The organism is Burkholderia sp. AU30280, assembly GCF_020420125.1.
Lineage (GTDB): Bacteria > Pseudomonadota > Gammaproteobacteria > Burkholderiales > Burkholderiaceae > Burkholderia.
The window spans coordinates 561,529-578,931 of record NZ_JAIZRY010000002.1; the positions used below are offsets into that span (position 1 = coordinate 561,529).

Genomic DNA, 17,403 nt, shown 5'->3' on the forward strand with positions numbered 1-17,403 from the left:
GGAGCGCGGCGCGCTCCCTTTTTTTCGTCTGCGCTCAGGCTTCGCGCAGCATGCCGGCGATGGCCGCCGTGACGTCGAGCCATTGCCCCGGCGCGGGTTGGCGGGCGAGCCTGGCCTGCGGATACCACGGGCAGTCGTCGCCGGTAAACCAGCGCCAGTCGGGCGCGAACGGCAGCATCACCCACAGCGGCTTGCCGAGCGCGCCGGCGAGGTGCGCGACCGCCGTATCGATCGTGACGACGCCATCGAGCCGCTCGATCAGCGCGGCCGTGTCGGCAAAGTCGTTCAGCCGGCCGTCGAGCCGATGCACGCGCGGATGCGCGTCGACGCGCGCGCGTTCGTCATCGTCGAGTGCGGGCTGCAGCACGATCCAGTCGATGTCGGGCAGCGCGAGCAGCGGTGCGAGCGCGTCGAACGGCATCGAGCGGTTTTCCTGCGTCTGCCGGCGCCCCGACCACGCGAGGCCGAACTTGCGCTTCGACTGGCCGCCGAGCGAGCCACGAAAGCGCCGGCCGGCGCCGTCGGGCGCATCGAGGTAGCGCGAGCCTGCGACGATGTCCTCCTTCGTCTGAAGCCCGAGCAGGAACGGCAGGCTCATCAGCGTGCACGCGACATCCGCGGCAGGCGGTTTCGCGGCGCCCTGTGCGACGAGCGTCACGCGCCAGCGCGACGCGGCCGGCGCCAGCAGCGTAACGAGTTCCGGCTGGACTTCGAGCACGACGCGCGCGCAGCGTGCACGGGCAAGCGGCACGAAGCGGACGAACTGCAGCGTATCGCCGAAGCCCTGTTCCGCGCGGATCAGCAGCGTGCGCGATGCAATCGGCTCGCCTTGCCAGCGCGGCAGTGTGCCCAGCGGCGTCGCGCCCGGCGTGTCGTGGCGCGCTTCATAGGCGGGCAGGCCGCGCGCGAAGTCGCCGAGCGTCAGCAGCGTGACCGCGCGGTGCAGCCGTGCCAGCGTGAGATCGGGCGCGACGCGCAGCGCCTGGTCGAATGCGCGGAGCGCCATCTCGTGCGCACCGAGCGCGTGGTGTGCGTTGCCGAGGTTCAGCCACGCCAGGCTGAATGACGGATCGAGCCCGACGGCGCGCTCGTAGTAGGGCAGCGCATCGCGGTGGCGTGCCTGCGCGCTCAGTGCGTTCGCGAGCCCGAACAGCGCGAGCGGAAACGGCGGATGCAGCGCGAGCGCGGCTTCGAACGCGGTCGCCGCCTCGGCATGCCGGCCGACCGCATCGAACGTGTTGCCGAGATTGAAATGGGCGGCGACGAAACGCGGCTGCGCGGCAATCGCTGCCTGGAAGTGCGCGATCGCGTCGTCGGCGCGGCCCATCGCGTTCAGCGCCATCGCGAGGTTGTTGTGCGCTCCCGCATGCCCGGGCCGCAGCTCGAGCGCACGACGGAACGCGGCGAGCGCGTCGTCGTGGCGGCCGAGCGCGTTCAGCGCGTTGCCGAGATTGTTATGGATCGATGCATCGTCGGGCGTGAGCCGGAGCGCGCGGCCAAATGCATCGATCGCATCGTCGTGGCGCTGCAGCGCCGCATACGCGTTGCCGAGGTTGTAGTGCGCAAGCGGAAATTCGGGCGCGAGCGTCAGCGCGTTGCGAAAGCGGTCGACCGCTTCGTCGAGCCGGCCGAGTGCCTTCAGCGTGTTGCCGAGATTGAGCTGCAGCGCGGCATCGTTCGGCCGCAGCGCGACGGCGCGGCCGACGAGATCGGCCGCCTCGGCGTGCTGGCCCTGCTGGTGCCGCAGCACGCCGAACAGGTGCAGCGCGTCGGCGTCGGCGGGGTTGGAGGCGAGCGCGTTGCGATAGCCGTGCTCGGCCTCGGCGAGGCGGCCCGCGCGGTGTGCGGCATACGCCCGGTCGAATGCGGAATCCATAACGCGATAACTGACGGAAAGCGCGTATTTTCCCACACCGCGCGGCGCCGCCGCGCATCGGCCGTTCGGCATATGGCCCCGTCACGCGGAGCGGCGTAGACTTGCAGGGTCGCGTGTCATCGAGGTTCTCATGGCTGACACACTGCCCGATATCCCGCCCGTGCTGATCGTCGGCGCGGGGCCGACCGGCCTTGCCGCGGCGATGAGCCTCGCGCGGGCCCGCGTGCCGGTGCGCGTCATCGATCGGCTCGCTGCACCCGCGCCGCACTCGCGTGCGATCGGCATCCAGCCGCGCACACTCGAACTGCTGGAGCAGCATCGCGCGGTCGAACCGTTTCTCGCGCTCGGCCATCGTGCGCATGCGGCCGCGCTGCATGCCAACGGCCGCGTGATCGCGCGGCTCGATTTCGATCCGCTGCAAACGCGCTATCCGTACCTGCTGTTTCTCGACCAGACCGTCACCGAGCGCCTGCTCGCCGAGCACCTGGCCCGGCTCGGCGTGACGGTCGAGCGCGGCGCGACGCTGACCGCGTGCGAAGCGGGCGGCGCGTCGCTCGACGTGTCGATCCGCTGCGCCGACGGTCGCGACGAATCGTTCGCCCCGTCGTACCTGATTGCGGCCGACGGCGCACACAGCACGGTCAGGCATCTGCTCGGCCTGGGCTTCACCGGGCAAGCGTTCGAGCAGACCTTTTTGCTTGCCGATTTCGCGGCGATACCTGACTGGCCCGACGAAGAGATCCACCTGTTCACGACGCCCGAAGGCATCGCCGGCCTGTTTCCCATGGGAGGCGGCCGTTACCGGCTCGTGGCCGACCGGCCGCCCGGCAGCGACGCGTCGCCCGATGGGCCGACGCCGTCGCTGGCGGAATGCGACGCGATCGTGCGTGCTCGTGCCGGTGCATCGATCGCGCCGAGCGATCTCGCGTGGTCGTCCTATTTTCACCTGCATAGCCGGATGATCGACCGGCTGCGCGACGGCCGCGTTTTCTTCGCGGGCGACGCCGCGCACGTCCACAGCCCGGCGGGCGCGCAGGGCATGAACACCGGCATCCAGGAAGCATTCAATCTCGGCTGGAAGCTCGCGCGCGTGCTCGGCGCGGGCACGCCGGAGCGGCTGCTCGACACATATCACGCAGAGCGTCATCCGATCGAGCGCGACGTGTTGCGGCAGACCGGTTTCGTCACGCAGATCGTCGAAGCCGAGCGCGGCGCGATGAAATTGCTGCGCGATCATGTCGTGCCACTGCTGGCGTCGTTCGGGCCGATGCGTGACGTGGTGCGGCGCACGGTCAGCGAGCTCGGCGTGCAGTACCGGAAGAGTCCGCTCACGCTGGAGCGTGTGCTCGACGGCGGGCCGCGAGCAGGCGAGCGGGCACCCGACGCGCACGTGCGGGTGCTCGACGGGCCGCTCGGTCAGGCGCCCGGAACGGCGCGGCTATACGACCTGCACGATCCGGCGAGCTTCACGTTGCTGCTGCTGGAAGAGCCGGTCGATGCCGACACCGGCGCGGTGCCGCCGATGCCGGCCGATGCGCAGGCACTCGTGCAGGGGCTTGAACGCATCATGCCGGATGCGGTGCGCGTCTGGCGCGTCACCGATGCCGAAGGCGGCGATGCCGGGCTTGCGCAGGAATACGGCCGCTCGCGGCCGTCGTTTTACCTGCTGCGGCCGGATGGTTACGTCGCCGCGCGCGGGCGCACGGCGACCGACGCGAACGCACTGCTGCGCCACTGCGAAAGCTGGTTCGCGGGCATGTCGCGGTCCGCGTAGCGGTGCGGTCAGGCGCTCGCCGCGGCGGGTACGAGTGACGCGCGGTGCACGGCGATCGCGTCGCGCACGATCGGTGCCGCGCGCTGAGCGGCTTCGCATGACGGATCGTCGAGCGCCGCGAGAAGCGCGCGGCGCATCCGCGGCTCCCAGAAGCGCCGGATATGGTCGGCGATGCCGGCCAGCGCTTCGTCGCGGTCGGGCATCGATTCGAAGAATGCGCCGATCTGGTTGGCCATGTCGATCAGGTGTCCGATGTCCATCGCTTCCTCACTTGCCTGCCGTCACGCTGGCGGTCGCGGCTGCGCGGCGCTCGAGCAGGTCGAGCTGCTCAGCGTTGAAGCGCGCATACGCTTGCTGCCAGTCGGACGGCTGCGCGACGGGCAGCACCTGCACGGCCGTCACCTTGTACTCGGGGCAGTTCGTCGCCCAGTCCGAGCTGTCCGTCGTGATCACGTTCGCGCCCGATTCGGGGAAGTGGAACGTCGTGTACACGACACCCGGCTGCATGCGTTCGGTCACGAGCGCGCGCAGCACCGTCTGCCCCGCCCGCGATTCGATGCCCACCCAGTCGCCGCTGCGGATGCCGCGATCCTGGGCGTCGTGCGGATGAATCTCGAGGCGATCCTCTTCGTGCCACTGCACGTTCTCGGTGCGGCGGGTCTGCGCGCCGACGTTGTACTGCGACAGGATGCGGCCCGTCGTCAGGATCAGCGGATAGCGTTGCGTGACCTTCTCCGGCGACGCTATGAACTGCGTGATCACGAACTTGCCCTTGCCGCGCACGAATGCGTCGATATGCATCGTCGGCGTGCCTTCCGGCGCGTGCTCGTTGCACGGCCACTGAATACTGCCGAGCGTGTCGAGCTTCGCATACGACACACCCGAGAAGGTCGGCGTGAGCCGTGCGATCTCGTCCATGATTTCCGACGGATGCGCATAGTCCATCTCGTAGCCGAGCGCGCGCGACAGCATCAGCGTGACTTCCCAGTCCGCGTAGCCCGCGAGCGGCGGCATCACCTTGCGCACGCGCGAGATGCGGCGCTCCGCGTTCGTGAACGTACCGTCCTTTTCGAGGAACGACGAGCCGGGCAGCAGCACGTGCGCGTATTTCGCGGTCTCGTTCAGGAAGATGTCCTGCACGACGATGCATTCCATTGCCGACAGCGCGGCCGCGACGTGCTGCGTATTCGGGTCCGACTGGACGATGTCCTCGCCCTGGCAGTAAAGCCCCTTGAAGCTGCCGTCGAGGGCTGCATCGAACATGTTCGGAATGCGCAGCCCCGGTTCCGGTTGCAGCTTCGCCGACCACGCCGCTTCGAACTGCGTGCGCACGACCTCGTCGCTGATGTGCCGGTAGCCGGGCAACTCGTGCGGGAACGAGCCCATGTCGCACGAGCCCTGCACGTTGTTCTGGCCGCGCAGCGGATTGACGCCGACGCCTTCGCGGCCGATGTTGCCGGTCGCCATCGCGAGGTTGGCAATGCCCATCACCGTCGTCGAGCCCTGTGCGTGCTCGGTCACGCCCAGCCCGTAGTAGATCGCGGCATTACCGCCCGTCGCATAGAGGCGCGCGGCTTCGCGTACCAACTCGGCGGGCACGCCCGTCACGTCGGCGGTCGCCTCGGGCGAGTTGTCGGCACGCGAGACGAAGTCGCGCCATTGCTCGAACGCGCGCGTCTCGCAGCGCTCGGCGACGAACGCGTCGGCGACGAGCCCTTCGGTGACGATCACGTGCGCGAGCGCATTGACGATCGCGACGTTGGTGCCGGGGCGCAGCTGCAGGTGGTAGGTGGCCTTCACGTGCGGGCCGTCGACGACGTCGATGCGGCGCGGGTCGATCACGATCAGCTTTGCGCCTTCACGCACGCGCCGCTTCAGCCGCGAGCCGAACACCGGGTGGCCGTCGGTCGGGTTCGCGCCCATCACGACGATCACGTCGGCCTGGCCGACCGATGCGAACGTCTGCGTGCCGGCCGATTCCCCGAGCGTCGTCTTGAGGCCATAGCCCGTCGGCGAGTGGCACACGCGTGCGCAGGTGTCGACGTTGTTGTTGCCGAACGCGGCGCGCACCAGCTTCTGCACGAGGTAGGTTTCCTCGTTCGTGCAGCGCGACGACGTGATGCCGCCGATCGAGTCGCGGCCGTACTTCTGCTGCAGCTTGCGGAATTGCGTCGCCGCGTAGGCGAGGGCTTCGTCCCAGCTGACTTCGCGCCACGGGTCGGTGATCTTCTCGCGGATCATCGGCTTCGTGATGCGGTCCTTGTGCGTGGCATAGCCCCACGCGAAGCGTCCCTTCACGCACGCGTGGCCCTCGTTCGCGAGGCCGTTCTTGTGCGGCGTCATGCGCACGACCTGCGTGCCCTTCATCTCGGCCTTGAACGAGCAGCCGACGCCGCAGTATGCGCAGGTCGTGACGACCGAGTGTTCGGCCTGCCCGAGCTGCACGACGGATTTTTCCTGCAGCGTGGCGGTCGGGCAGGCGGCGACGCACGCGCCGCACGACACGCATTCCGACGCCATGAACGATTCGCTTTCGCCCGCGGCGACGCGCGATTCGAAGCCGCGTGCGGCGATCGTCAGCGCGAACGTGCCCTGCGTTTCCTCGCAGGCGCGTACACAGCGGTTGCAGACGATGCACTTCGACGGGTCGTACGTGAAGTACGGATTCGATTCGTCCTTTTTGTCGCGCAGGTGATTCGCGCCGTCGAAGCCGTAACGCACTTCGCGCAGCCCGACGACACCTGCCATGTCCTGCAGCTCGCAGTCACCGTTGGCGGGGCAGGTGAGGCAGTCAAGCGGATGGTCGGAGATGTACAGCTCCATCACGTTTCGACGCAGCGACTGCAGCCGGTCCGACTGCGTGCGCACCTTCATGCCCGCTTCGGCAGGTGTCGTGCACGACGCCGGATAACCGCGCCGGCCTTCGATCTCGACGAGGCACAGCCGGCACGAGCCGAACGGTTCGAGCGAATCGGTCGCGCAGAGCTTCGGGACGTTGACACCGGCTTCGATCGCAGCACGCATCACCGACGTGCCGGCCGGCACCGTGACCGGCTGGCCGTCGATTTCGAGCGTGACGTCGGTATCGGCATGCCGCTGGGGTGTGCCGTAGTCGGTATCGTCGAACGGGTCGCGGGTGCGCGCCTGTGCGGCGCTCTTGCACGCGCATTGGCCCGAGCCGCAGCCGCCTTGGCGGACGTTGTTCGTGTCGAGGGACATGCAGGGCTCCTTCTGGGTCAGGCCGCAGCCTTGACCGGACCCGGCGCGGCATTGTTGCCGGCAGCGAGCCCGAAATCTTCGGGGAAATGGTCGAGCGCGGACAGCACCGGGTAAGGTGTCATGCCGCCCATTGCGCACAGCGAACCGGCCAGCATCGTGTCGCACAGGTCGCGCAGCAGCGTGACCTGCCGCTCCGACGTGTCGCCGTGGCGGATGCGCGCGATCGTCTCGACGCCGCGCGTCGAACCGATTCGACACGGCGTGCACTTGCCGCACGATTCGATCGCGCAGAACTTCATCGCGTATTCGGCCAGCTCGGCGAGGTTCGATGTGTCGTCATGGAGCACGATGCCGCCGTGGCCGACCACCGCGCCGATCGCCGCATACGCTTCGTAGTCGAGCGGCACGTCCCACTGGTGGTCGGGCAGGTAGGTGCCGAGCGGGCCGCCCACCTGCGCGGCACGTGCGGGCCGGCCGCTGGCCGTGCCGCCGCCGAAGTCGAACAGCAGCTCGCGCAGCGTGACGCCGAACGCGAGCTCGACGAGGCCGCCGTAGCGGATGTTGCCTGCGAGCTGGAACGGCAGCGTGCCGCGCGAGCGGCCCATCCCGTAGTCGCGATAGAACGCCGCGCCGCGCGCGAAGATCACGGGCGCCGTTGCGAGCGTGATCACGTTGTTGATGACGGTCGGCTGCCCGTACAGGCCGGCGAGCGCGGGCAGCGGCGGTTTCGCACGCACGACGCCGCGCTTGCCTTCGAGCGATTCGAGCAGCGCCGTTTCCTCGCCGCATACGTACGAGCCCGCGCCTTTCGCGACGTGCAGCTCGAACGCATGCGCGGAGCCGAGCACGTGCTCGCCGAGCCAGCCGGCTTCGCGTGCGCGGACGATCGCGGCTTCGAGCGTGGCGATCGCGTGCGGATATTCGCTGCGCACGTAGATGTAGCCGACCGTCGCGCCGGTCGCGATACCCGCGATGATCATTCCTTCGATCAGGCAATACGGATCGCATTCCATGATCAGGCGGTCGGAGAAGGTGCCCGAATCGCCTTCGTCTGCATTGCAGACGATGTATTTCTGCGTGGCGCTTGCTTGCCGGACCGTGCGCCACTTGATACCGGCCGGGAACGCTGCACCACCGCGGCCGCGCAACCCTGATTCGATCAGCGTTTCGCACGCTGCGCCGCCGTCGAGCGCGAGCGCGTTTTTCAGGCCGGCGAGGCCTTCGTATTGCAGGTAGTCGTCGATCGACAGCGGGTCGGTCAGGCCGATGCGCGCGAACGTGAGGCGTTGCTGGCGCGCGAGATAGGGCAGTGCGTCGACGAGGCCGACGCCGCTCGGATGCGTGCCGCCTTCGAGCCAGTTTGCGTCGAACAGGGCCGGCACGTCGGGGGCCGACAGGTTCGCATAGCCGACGCGGCCGGCGGCCGTGCCGACCTCGACGAGCGGCTCGAGCCACAGCAGCCCGCGTGAACCGTTGCGGACCAGTTCGACGGCGACGCCGCGACGTTCGGCCTCCGCTGCAATGGCGGCGGCGAGCGCGTCGGCGCCGAGTGCCAGCGCGGACGAATCGCGCGGGACATAGATGCGGGTCGTCATGCGGCCTCCGGGGTGTGGGCGACCGCGTCGGCAAGCAGCGCGTCGAATTTCTCCGGCGTGACCTTGGCATGCAGCACGCCGTTGACCGTCAGCGACGGCGACTGCGCACACAGTCCGAGGCAATAAACCGATTCGAGCGCGACGTCACCCGGTGCATGCACATCGGCGGCATTGCCGTGCGCCGCGTCGAACCGGCAACCCGTGCGGACTTCCGCATGCGCGGCCAGCGCTTCGCAGCCCATGCTGCGGCACGCTTCGGCGCGGCACATCTGGATCGTCACGCGCGCGGGCGGCGCGGTGCGGAAGTGATGGTAGTAAGTCAGGACGCCGTGCACTTCCGCACGCGACAGGTTGAGTGCTCGGGCGAGCGGCGCGACGCAGCCTGGCGGCACGTAACCCGCGTCGTCCTGGATCGCGTGCAGGATCGCCACGAGCGACCGGCCGGCGCGTGCATGGCGCTCGACGAGCGCGTCGGGCGCTTGGGAATTCGGGGACATCAGTTGTGCTCCTCCAAAGTCTCATATGCGCTCGAGATTCATATAGTGCGCATCGCGACTTCGTTCTGATTGATTTTAAACAACGATAAGCGGAAGATTTGGCGGTCGCAATAGGAAATCGGAGTGCATAAATGATTCGAATCGAATGCGACGCGTATCTGACCGTACGCGACACGGAAGGCCGTGCGGCCGGCCTGTCGGATGTCGCGCCGTTGCTCGAACTCGTGGCCGACACGGGCAGCATTGCGAAGGCCGCGCAAGCGAAAGGCCTGTCCTACCGGCACGCGTGGGGCATGCTGCGCGCGCTGGAAGCGTGCATCGGCGGGGAACTGATCGAAACCGCGCGCGGCAAGGGTTCGACGCTGTCGGCGCTCGGGCAGGCGGTGGTAGATGCGCAGCGCCTCGCGCGCAGCCGGCTCGACGGGAACCTGCGCACGCTGGCGGCCGAAGTGGCGAGCGACCTGAACCGGCGGCTCGCGCAGCGCGACGGCGCCGTGCGTATCCACGCGTCGCACGGCTACGCGGTCGCGACGCTCGTATCCGCGCTCGTCGATGCGCAGGCGGCCGTCGACATCAAGTATCGCGAGAGCGTCGAGGCCGTGCAGGCGCTGGCCCGCGGCGAGTGCGACCTGGCCGGCTTCCATCTGCCGCGCGGCGCGTTTCGCGCGCAGTGCGCACAGATCTACCGGCCGTGGCTCGACGATACGCGTCATGTGCTGATCCACCTGACACGGCGTCAGCAGGGGCTGTTCGTTGCGCGCGGCAACCCGAAGCAGGTGCGCGGGCTCGCGGATCTCGCGCGCAGTGACATCCGCTTCGTCAACCGCCAGCCGGGGTCGGGTACGCGCATGCTGCTGGATCTTGCGCTGCGCGCGATCGGCATCGATCCCGAGCGCATCGACGGCTACGCGTCGGCCGAACTCACGCATTCAGCGATCGCGGCGTTCGTCGCCAGCGGGATGGCCGATCTCGGCTTCGGCGTCGAGCCGGCTGCACACCACTTCGGGCTCGATTTCATCCCGGTCGTCGACGAAGATTATTACTTCGCATGCGAACGCGCGCGGCTCGACGCGCGGCCGCTTGCCGGCGTACTGGCGCTGCTGCGCGATGCACGCTTCGTCGAGCGCGTCGCGCATCTCGACGGCTACGATCCGGCCGCGTGCGGAACGCTGACGAGCATTGCGACGGGTTTGGCCGGCGGCGACGGCGCGAGCGCGCCGGCGGGCAATTCCCGGTAACGCGGGCGCGATCGCGCCTCGGTGCAGCAGCGAGGGATTTGCGCTACGCTTGCCGCTTGACCAACGTTCCAACAAGCACGCCGTTCAAGCGTCATCCCGCCATGAAATTTTCCGTTCCCCTCGCCGCGGCAGCGTTGACCGCGGGGCTGCTGATCGCTGTTTCGCCGTTTGCGCTCGCGCAGAATTCCCCCGGTGTGCCCGGCGGCATCCTGAGCGAACAGTTTCGCCTGAACGAGCATCCGCAGATGCCGTTCGCGGCGTCAGCGCCGTCGCAGAAATACCAGAGCGGCAAGAAGTCGGCCTTGCGCCGCAAGGGCGACATGGGCGATCCGAACGGCTGCAACCTGAAGTGTCCGATGGATACTCAGTAACCCGGCTGGCGGGCGCGTCCGCACGATAGTCGTGCGGCACCGGTCCGACTGGCGTGCATTGGGCCCGCCCGCGCATCGGCCTGGCTCACCGGCTACTGCCGGAATCCCATGCGATCCCGATTCTGTCCGAGCCCCGCGAAGCGTTGCCGCTTCGCGGGGCTTTTGCTTTCCGTCGAATCTTCATGCGATTTGACGCCGGGCGATGCCCGCGCGCACATCGCCGACCTGACAGATGACTAGGGTTAACCCGTAAATCAGGAAGGATGTCTTCCAGAAACCTGCCTTATTCTTAAGCATCTGCCTACATAAACTTCGGGTTGTCAGCGATGAACAAGGTGTTCACCGCGAACACAGACAAATCTGGAGGTAGGTCATCATGAAGTCGCTCGTTCAAGCTGTTGTCGTTGCTGCCGCTCTCGTTGCCCCGGTCGTGTCGTTTGCACAGTCGGGCTCGACGATCACCCGCGCACAGGTTCGTGCCGAACTGGTCCAACTGCAGCAGGCGGGTTACAACTCCGCTCGCGGTGAAGATCCGCATTATCCGGAAGCGATCCAGGCTGCAACGGCGCGTGTTGCAGAGCAACAGCGCAGTGCGCTGGCGCAAGCGCAAGGCGCCGACGCCAGCGGGTACGGTGCACAGGCGCAGGGCGTATCGGCATCGGGTTCGCGCGCAATGGGCGTGCGTCCGGCCACCGCTGAGGAAATGAAGTCGTTGTATCGCGGCAGCTAAACCGCGCATCGCCCGGTGTGCGTGAATGCCGGGTGCGACGACGCGTCGCGCCCGGCACTGCAGCGCCCGGGCTGGCCGCTGCCTGGCGCGATCGACGATTGCGCGGGCGCGGCAGGACATCCGTCACCTCCTGTCGCCGGAAGCCCGGCGGCATTCCGCCCGGCCCACCCGTGGCTGGGCGCTTTTTCGGAAGGAGGAGGCGCATGCGTTTCGCCGGCCACAAAAAACCCCGCAGACTTGCGTCATGCGGGGTTCGTGCGGCGAGCGCGGAATATGGTGGAGGCGGCGGGAATCGAACCCGCGTCCAGAAGCGCTCCACGACTAGTTCTACATGTTTAGTTCAGTCATTTGATTTAACCGCAGCGACGCGGACGAACACGCTGCACTACGGCGATTCGCTAGGTTTTCGACCCTGGCGTCGCGACGCCGACAGGGCTTAACTGACGTAAATGACCTCTGGCGGTATTGCTACCGGTCTTGCGACACTAGCCCGTCAGTGAACTAGGCAGAGGACGGCGGCCCTTAGGCTGCCAGTGCGAACGTATCGTCGTTTGCAGTTACGATTTTCCCATTGATTAACGAGGTGACGGGTCCTCGACATGCCCTAGCCGCTTCACAACCCCTGTCGAAACCAGGTCGCCCCCGCGGATAAGATCGATCATTATAGCCCAACATCGCGCAGCAGTTCGCGCAGTTGCTGCGTTGTGTCGACGAGATGCTGCGCTTGCCAGTCGGCCGGCGCGGCGCCGTCGCCGCAATAGCCGTACGCAGCCGCGACCGTCGCCATGCCGGCGGCGCTGCCGGCTTGAATGTCGCGCAGATCGTCGCCGACGTAGACGATGCGCGCAGGCGCGAGCGTCAACTGGTCGGCCGCATGCAGCAGCGGGGCCGGGTGCGGCTTCGAATGCGGCGTTGTGTCGCCCCCGACGACGCAGGCGGCGCGCGGCGCGAGGCCCAGCAGCTCGACGAGCGGCGCCGTGAGCCGCATTGCCTTGTTCGTGACGATGCCCCAGCGCACGCCGCGCATGTCGAGTTCGTCGAGCACGTCGCCAATGCCGGGGAACAGCGTCGTATGCACGCACAGATCCGTCGCGTAGTTGGCCAGGAACTCGTCGCGCATCGCTTCATAACCGGGCGTGTGCGGATCGATACCGAACGCGCCGCCTAGCAGGCCACGCGCACCGGCCGAGGCCAGCGGCCGCAGCACGTCGAGCGGTGTTTCGGGCAGGTCGCGCACGCGTTGCATCTTGTTGACGGCAGCCGCGAGATCGGGGGCCGTGTCGGCGAGCGTGCCGTCCAGATCGAACAGCACGGCATCGCAGTGCAGCAGGCGCGGTTCGTCGAGTGCAGCCCGAGCGGTCGAGAGGGGAGTCGTCATGCCGGTTGGAAGGTCACGCGCCACGACGGCACGCGACGAGGTAGTTGATGTCGGTGTCGTTCGACAGCGCGAAGCGCTTGCCGATCGGGTGATACGTGATGCCCTTGATCTCCACGATGTGCAGATCCGTTGCCCGCACGAAGCCGGCCAGTTCCGACGGGCGGATGAAGCGCGCGTAGTCGTGCGTGCCCTTCGGCAGCATTTGCGCGATGTACTCCGCGCCGATCACGGCGAACAGGTAAGCCTTCAGGTTGCGATTCAGCGTCGAGAAGAACACCCAGCCGCCCGGCTTCACGAGCGTCGCACACGCGGCGACGACATCGCCGGGCGACGGCACGTGCTCGAGCATTTCCATGCACGTGACGACATCGTAGGTGCCCGGCTCTCGCGCGGCGATCGCCTCGGCGGCGATCGCCTCGTAATCGACCGAGATGCCGCTTTCGAGGCTGTGCAGGTCAGCGACGCCGAGTGCTTCGGTCGACAGGTCGATGCCTTTCACCTGTGCGCCGATTCCGGCCATCGATTCGGACAGGATGCCGCCGCCACAGCCGACGTCGAGCGCGCGCTTGCCGGCGAGGTGCGCATGCGCATCGATCCAGCCGAGCCGGACCGGGTTCAGGTCGTGCAGCGGCTTGAATTCGGCATTCGGATCCCACCACCGATGGGCGAGGTCGCTGAATTTCTGGAGTTCGTGCGGATCGGCGTTGGTCATGTCGGCAAACGGGCTACAGGAGGAGGGCGGTGCTGCGGTTCGTCAGCCCCGAGTATATAAGAAGCGGACGAGCGGCGAAGCGGCGAGCGCCTGGACGGGCATCAAAGAAAAAGCCCCGCCGGAGCGGGGCTTTGAAGCAGTCGAAAACCGCGGCTTAGTTTGCCGGAACGGTCGTCTTCTGGACTTCTTGCGTACCAACCACTTCGACTTCCACGCGGCGATCCGGTGCGAGGCAGGCGATGAGTTGCTTGCGGTTCTTCTGGTTGCAGCCAGTCGTAACCGGGTTGCGCTTGCCCTTGCCTTCCGTGTAGATCTTGTTGGCCGGCACACCCTTGCTGACCAGGTACGACTTCACGGCTTGCGCACGGCGCAGCGACAGACGGTCGTTGTACTTGTCCGAACCGATGCGGTCCGTGTAGCCCGTTGCGACGACCACTTCCGTGTTCATGCCTTCGATCTTCGCAGCCAGTTCGTCCAGCTTTTGCTTGCCCAGCGGCTTGAGCGTTGCCTTGTCGAAGTCGAACAGAGCGTCAGCTTGATACGTGATCTTCTGGCTCGAGATGACCGGAGCGACCGGAGCGACCGGCGGTTGCGGTGCTGTAGCGACCAGTGCGCCATCGCACTTCGCATTGGCGGTGGCCGGCGTCCAGAACGCATCGCGCCAGCAGAGCTCGTTCGTACCGTTCATCCACACCCATTCGCCCGTGCCGTTCACCCAGTTGTCATTGACGGCTTGACGCGACGCCGGCACCGACTGTGCCGAAGCGGATGCAGCCATAACTGCGGTAGCTGCAATGAACGCGAGCTTTGAAAGTTTATTCATATTTCTCCTCTCGAAATTGAGATTACCGCAGGTTTACTGCGAGCCTGTTGACGGTGACAAGTCATACATTGCTCGAAGTATAACATTGGTGCGGCACAAAAACGCGGCACCGCTCTGTGTAGACTTCGAGCAGCGTCTAACTTTCAGTGCGTTGGCATTTTGCCATATCGTTCCCTTCCTACGAAAAAAAATCCTCCCCACCCTAAGATCGCCCCAACGTTTGTGGTGCATGCGCAACACCGGCCTGCCGTAACTTTCAGAGATTGTCAAGAGTGTGGGGGCGGAATTGCGCCAGTGAATGCATTTGTTTACTCGTGTGCGAGAAACAAGTGCGAGGCGATCGTCGGTGGCGCCGAGTCGGGCGCAATTGAGGTGGGCAATTTCCGGCCGGTTCGCCGCGGCTGCGATTTTCGCTATTTATATATAGAGGGGGAGGCGAATTGGCGGCTGATGGGCGCATGTTAGAATCTCGCGTTGCGTTGCGCATGCAGCGCCCACGCGAAAGGCGTTCGCCGTCTTCGCTCCGAAACGATACGGATACATGGATCAATTCGCCAAAGAGACCCTGCCCACCTCCCTAGAGGAGGAAATGCGCCGTTCGTATCTCGATTACGCGATGAGCGTGATCGTCGGACGTGCCCTCCCGGATGTCCGCGATGGCCTGAAGCCCGTGCATCGGCGCGTGTTGTTCGCGATGCACGAACTGAACAACGACTGGAACCGCGCGTACAAGAAGTCGGCGCGTATCGTCGGTGACGTGATCGGTAAGTACCACCCTCACGGCGACACCGCGGTCTACGACACGATCGTACGGATGGCGCAGGACTTCTCGCTGCGCTACATGCTGATCGACGGGCAGGGCAACTTCGGCTCGATCGACGGCGACAATGCCGCGGCGATGCGTTACACCGAAATTCGCATGGCGAAGATCGGTCACGAGCTGCTCGCCGACATCGACAAGGAAACGGTCGATTTCGAGCCGAACTACGACGGCAACGAAACGCAGCCGTCGGTCCTGCCGTCGCGCATCCCGAACCTGCTGATCAACGGCTCGTCGGGTATTGCGGTCGGCATGGCGACCAACATCCCGCCGCACAACCTGAACGAAGTCGTCGACGCGTGCCAGCACCTGCTGGCCAACCCGGAAGCGACGATCGACGAGCTGATCGAGATCATCCCGGCGCCGGATTTCCCGACGGCCGGCATCATTTACGGCGTCGCCGGCGTGCGCGACGGCTACCGCACCGGGCGTGGCCGCGTCGTGATGCGTGCGGCCACGCACTTCGAGGAGATCGACCGCGGCCAGCGGATGGCGATCATCGTCGACGAGCTGCCGTACCAGGTGAACAAGCGTTCGCTGCTCGAGCGGATCGCCGAGCTTGTCAACGAGAAGAAGCTCGAAGGCATCTCCGACATCCGCGACGAGTCCGACAAGAGCGGCATGCGCGTCGTGATCGAGCTCAAGCGCGGTGAAGTGCCGGAAGTGGTGCTGAACAACCTGTACAAGGCGACGCAGCTCCAGGATACGTTCGGCATGAACATGGTCGCGCTCGTCGACGGTCAGCCGAAGCTGCTGAACCTGAAGGAAATCCTGCAGTGCTTCCTGTCGCATCGGCGCGAAGTGCTGACGCGCCGCACGATCTACGAACTGCGCAAGGCCCGCGAACGCGGCCACGTGCTCGAAGGTCTCGCGGTCGCGCTTGCGAACATCGACGAGTTCATCGCGATCATCAAGGCCGCGCCGACGCCGCCGATCGCGAAGGCGGAGTTGATGGCGAAGCCGTGGGATTCGTCGCTCGTGCGCGAGATGCTCACGCGCGCAGAGAGCGAGAACGCGGCGGCCGGCGGCCGCTCCGCGTACCGCCCGGAAGGTCTGAACCCGGCGTTCGGCATGCAGAGCGACGGCCTGTACCGCCTGTCCGACACGCAGGCCCAGGAAATCCTGCAGATGCGTCTGCAGCGCCTGACCGGCCTCGAGCAGGACAAGATCATCGGCGAGTACCGCGAAGTGATGGCACAGATCGCCGACCTGCTGGACATCCTCGCGCGCCCCGAGCGGATCACGACGATGATCGGCGAGGAGCTGACCACGGTGAAAGCCGAGTTCGGCGACGCGCGCCGCTCGAAGATCGAACTGAACGCGACCGAGCTGAACACCGAAGATCTGATCACGCCGCAGGACATGGTCGTCACGATGTCGCATGCGGGCTACGTGAAGTCGCAGCCGCTGTCCGAGTACCGCGCGCAGAAGCGCGGCGGTCGCGGCAAGCAGGCGACGCAGATGAAGGAAGACGACTGGATCGAGACGCTGTTCATCGCGAACACCCACGATTACATCCTGTGCTTCTCGAACCGCGGCCGCGTGTACTGGGTCAAGGTCTATGAAGTGCCGCAGGGCTCGCGCAACTCGCGCGGCCGCCCGATCGTCAACATGTTCCCGCTGCAGGATGGCGAGAAGATCAACGTCGTGCTGCCGGTCAAGGAGTTCTCGGCCGACAAGTTCATCTTCATGGCGACGTCGCTCGGCACCGTGAAGAAGACGCCGCTCGAAGCATTCAGCCGTCCGATGAAGAAGGGCATCATCGCGGTCGGCCTCGACGACGGCGACTTCCTGATCGGTGCGTCGATCACCGACGGCGCGCACGACGTGATGCTGTTCTCCGACGCCGGCAAGGCCGTGCGCTTCGACGAGAACGACGTGCGTCCGATGGGGCGCGAGGCGCGCGGTGTGCGCGGCATGCAGCTCGAGGACGGGCAGCAGGTCATCGCGATGCTGGTCGCGGGCAGCGAGGAGCAGACCGTGCTCACCGCGACCGAGAACGGCTACGGCAAGCGCACGCCGATCACCGAGTACACGCGCCACGGCCGTGGTACGAAGGGTATGATCGCGATCCAGACGTCCGAGCGCAACGGCAAGGTCGTGGCCGCGACGCTCGTCGACGCCGAGGATCAGATCATGCTGATTACGACGGCCGGCGTGTTGATTCGCACCCGCGTATCCGAGATTCGCGAGATGGGGCGTGCCACGCAAGGTGTTACACTCATCAGTCTCGATGAGGGTACCAAGCTCTCTGGCCTGCAGCAGATCGCGGAGGCCGAAGAGGGCGATGGCGAGGCCGACGAGGCGTCGGACGGCGAAGCCTGAAGAACGGATAAGACTCTGGCCGCCGCGGGCGTGAAGCGCCGCGGC

Annotated in this window: 13 protein-coding genes and 1 other RNA gene; 5 read left to right on the forward strand and 9 right to left on the reverse strand. The window is 66.5% G+C overall.

The genetic code is table 11. The features are described from left to right. Positions 1-34: 34 nt before the first annotated feature. Entirely contained in the window at positions 35-1,876 is a 1,842-nt protein-coding gene (locus LGN17_RS06670) for a tetratricopeptide repeat protein (protein WP_413227008.1), read from the reverse strand. Between the two features lie 130 nt (positions 1,877-2,006). Between LGN17_RS06670 and LGN17_RS06675 the strand changes: the two genes are divergently transcribed. Then, positions 2,007-3,650 carry an FAD-dependent monooxygenase gene (locus LGN17_RS06675; RefSeq protein WP_226195626.1) on the forward strand — a complete coding sequence of 548 codons (1,644 nt, stop codon included), beginning with the start codon at positions 2,007-2,009 and terminating at the stop codon, positions 3,648-3,650. Positions 3,651-3,658: 8 nt separating this feature from the next. On the opposite strand, the gene LGN17_RS06680 is transcribed toward LGN17_RS06675, so the two are convergent. From LGN17_RS06680 to LGN17_RS06695, 4 genes are read right to left on the reverse strand one after another with little or no spacing between them, the layout of a single operon-like run. Beyond that, positions 3,659-3,910, reverse strand: coding sequence for a formate dehydrogenase subunit delta (locus tag LGN17_RS06680; RefSeq protein ID WP_175967101.1), 252 nt, complete (start codon positions 3,908-3,910; stop codon positions 3,659-3,661). A 7-nt stretch (positions 3,911-3,917) separates the two neighbouring features. After that, entirely contained in the window at positions 3,918-6,869 is a 2,952-nt protein-coding gene (gene fdhF / locus LGN17_RS06685) for a formate dehydrogenase subunit alpha (protein ID WP_226195627.1), read from the reverse strand. A 17-nt stretch (positions 6,870-6,886) separates the two neighbouring features. Further along, on the reverse strand, positions 6,887-8,464 hold the full coding sequence (locus tag LGN17_RS06690) for a formate dehydrogenase beta subunit (RefSeq protein WP_226195628.1): 1,578 nt from the start codon (positions 8,462-8,464) through the stop codon (positions 6,887-6,889). Further along, a complete protein-coding gene (locus tag LGN17_RS06695) occupies positions 8,461-8,961 on the reverse strand; it encodes an NAD(P)H-dependent oxidoreductase subunit E (protein ID WP_226195629.1) in 501 nt (166 codons plus the stop codon). The genes LGN17_RS06690 and LGN17_RS06695 overlap by 4 nt, the downstream gene beginning before the upstream one ends. Before the next feature lie 131 nt (positions 8,962-9,092). On the opposite strand from LGN17_RS06695, the gene LGN17_RS06700 reads away from it, so the two are divergent. From LGN17_RS06700 to LGN17_RS06710, 3 genes are all read left to right on the forward strand, one after another. After that, positions 9,093-10,199, forward strand: a complete 1,107-nt coding sequence (locus tag LGN17_RS06700; protein ID WP_226195630.1) for a substrate-binding domain-containing protein — start codon at positions 9,093-9,095, stop codon at positions 10,197-10,199. 101 nt (positions 10,200-10,300) lie between these two features. Then, complete coding sequence (locus LGN17_RS06705; RefSeq protein ID WP_226195724.1) at positions 10,301-10,570, forward strand: hypothetical protein; 270 nt, start codon at positions 10,301-10,303, stop codon at positions 10,568-10,570. Positions 10,571-10,946: 376 nt separating this feature from the next. Then, on the forward strand, positions 10,947-11,300 hold the full coding sequence (locus LGN17_RS06710) for a DUF4148 domain-containing protein (RefSeq protein ID WP_226195631.1): 354 nt from the start codon (positions 10,947-10,949) through the stop codon (positions 11,298-11,300). Between the two features lie 274 nt (positions 11,301-11,574). On the opposite strand, the gene ssrA is transcribed toward LGN17_RS06710, so the two are convergent. From ssrA to ompA, 4 genes are all read right to left on the reverse strand, one after another. Then, positions 11,575-11,944, reverse strand: a transfer-messenger RNA (tmRNA) gene (gene ssrA, locus LGN17_RS06715). Between the two features lie 17 nt (positions 11,945-11,961). Beyond that, positions 11,962-12,678, reverse strand: a complete 717-nt coding sequence (gph, locus tag LGN17_RS06720) for a phosphoglycolate phosphatase (RefSeq protein WP_226195632.1) — start codon at positions 12,676-12,678, stop codon at positions 11,962-11,964. A gap of 13 nt (positions 12,679-12,691) precedes the next feature. Next, positions 12,692-13,390: a bifunctional 2-polyprenyl-6-hydroxyphenol methylase/3-demethylubiquinol 3-O-methyltransferase UbiG gene (gene ubiG, locus LGN17_RS06725; RefSeq protein ID WP_226195633.1), complete on the reverse strand. Its 699-nt coding sequence runs from the start codon at positions 13,388-13,390 to the stop codon at positions 12,692-12,694. 154 nt (positions 13,391-13,544) lie between these two features. Then, positions 13,545-14,213 (reverse strand): outer membrane protein OmpA, encoded by a 669-nt coding sequence (gene ompA / locus LGN17_RS06730; RefSeq protein WP_175951661.1) that lies wholly within the window; start codon positions 14,211-14,213, stop codon positions 13,545-13,547. 541 nt (positions 14,214-14,754) lie between these two features. On the opposite strand from ompA, the gene gyrA reads away from it, so the two are divergent. Beyond that, on the forward strand, positions 14,755-17,358 hold the full coding sequence (gyrA, locus tag LGN17_RS06735) for a DNA gyrase subunit A (RefSeq protein ID WP_226195634.1): 2,604 nt from the start codon (positions 14,755-14,757) through the stop codon (positions 17,356-17,358). The last annotated feature ends 45 nt before the right edge of the window (positions 17,359-17,403 follow it).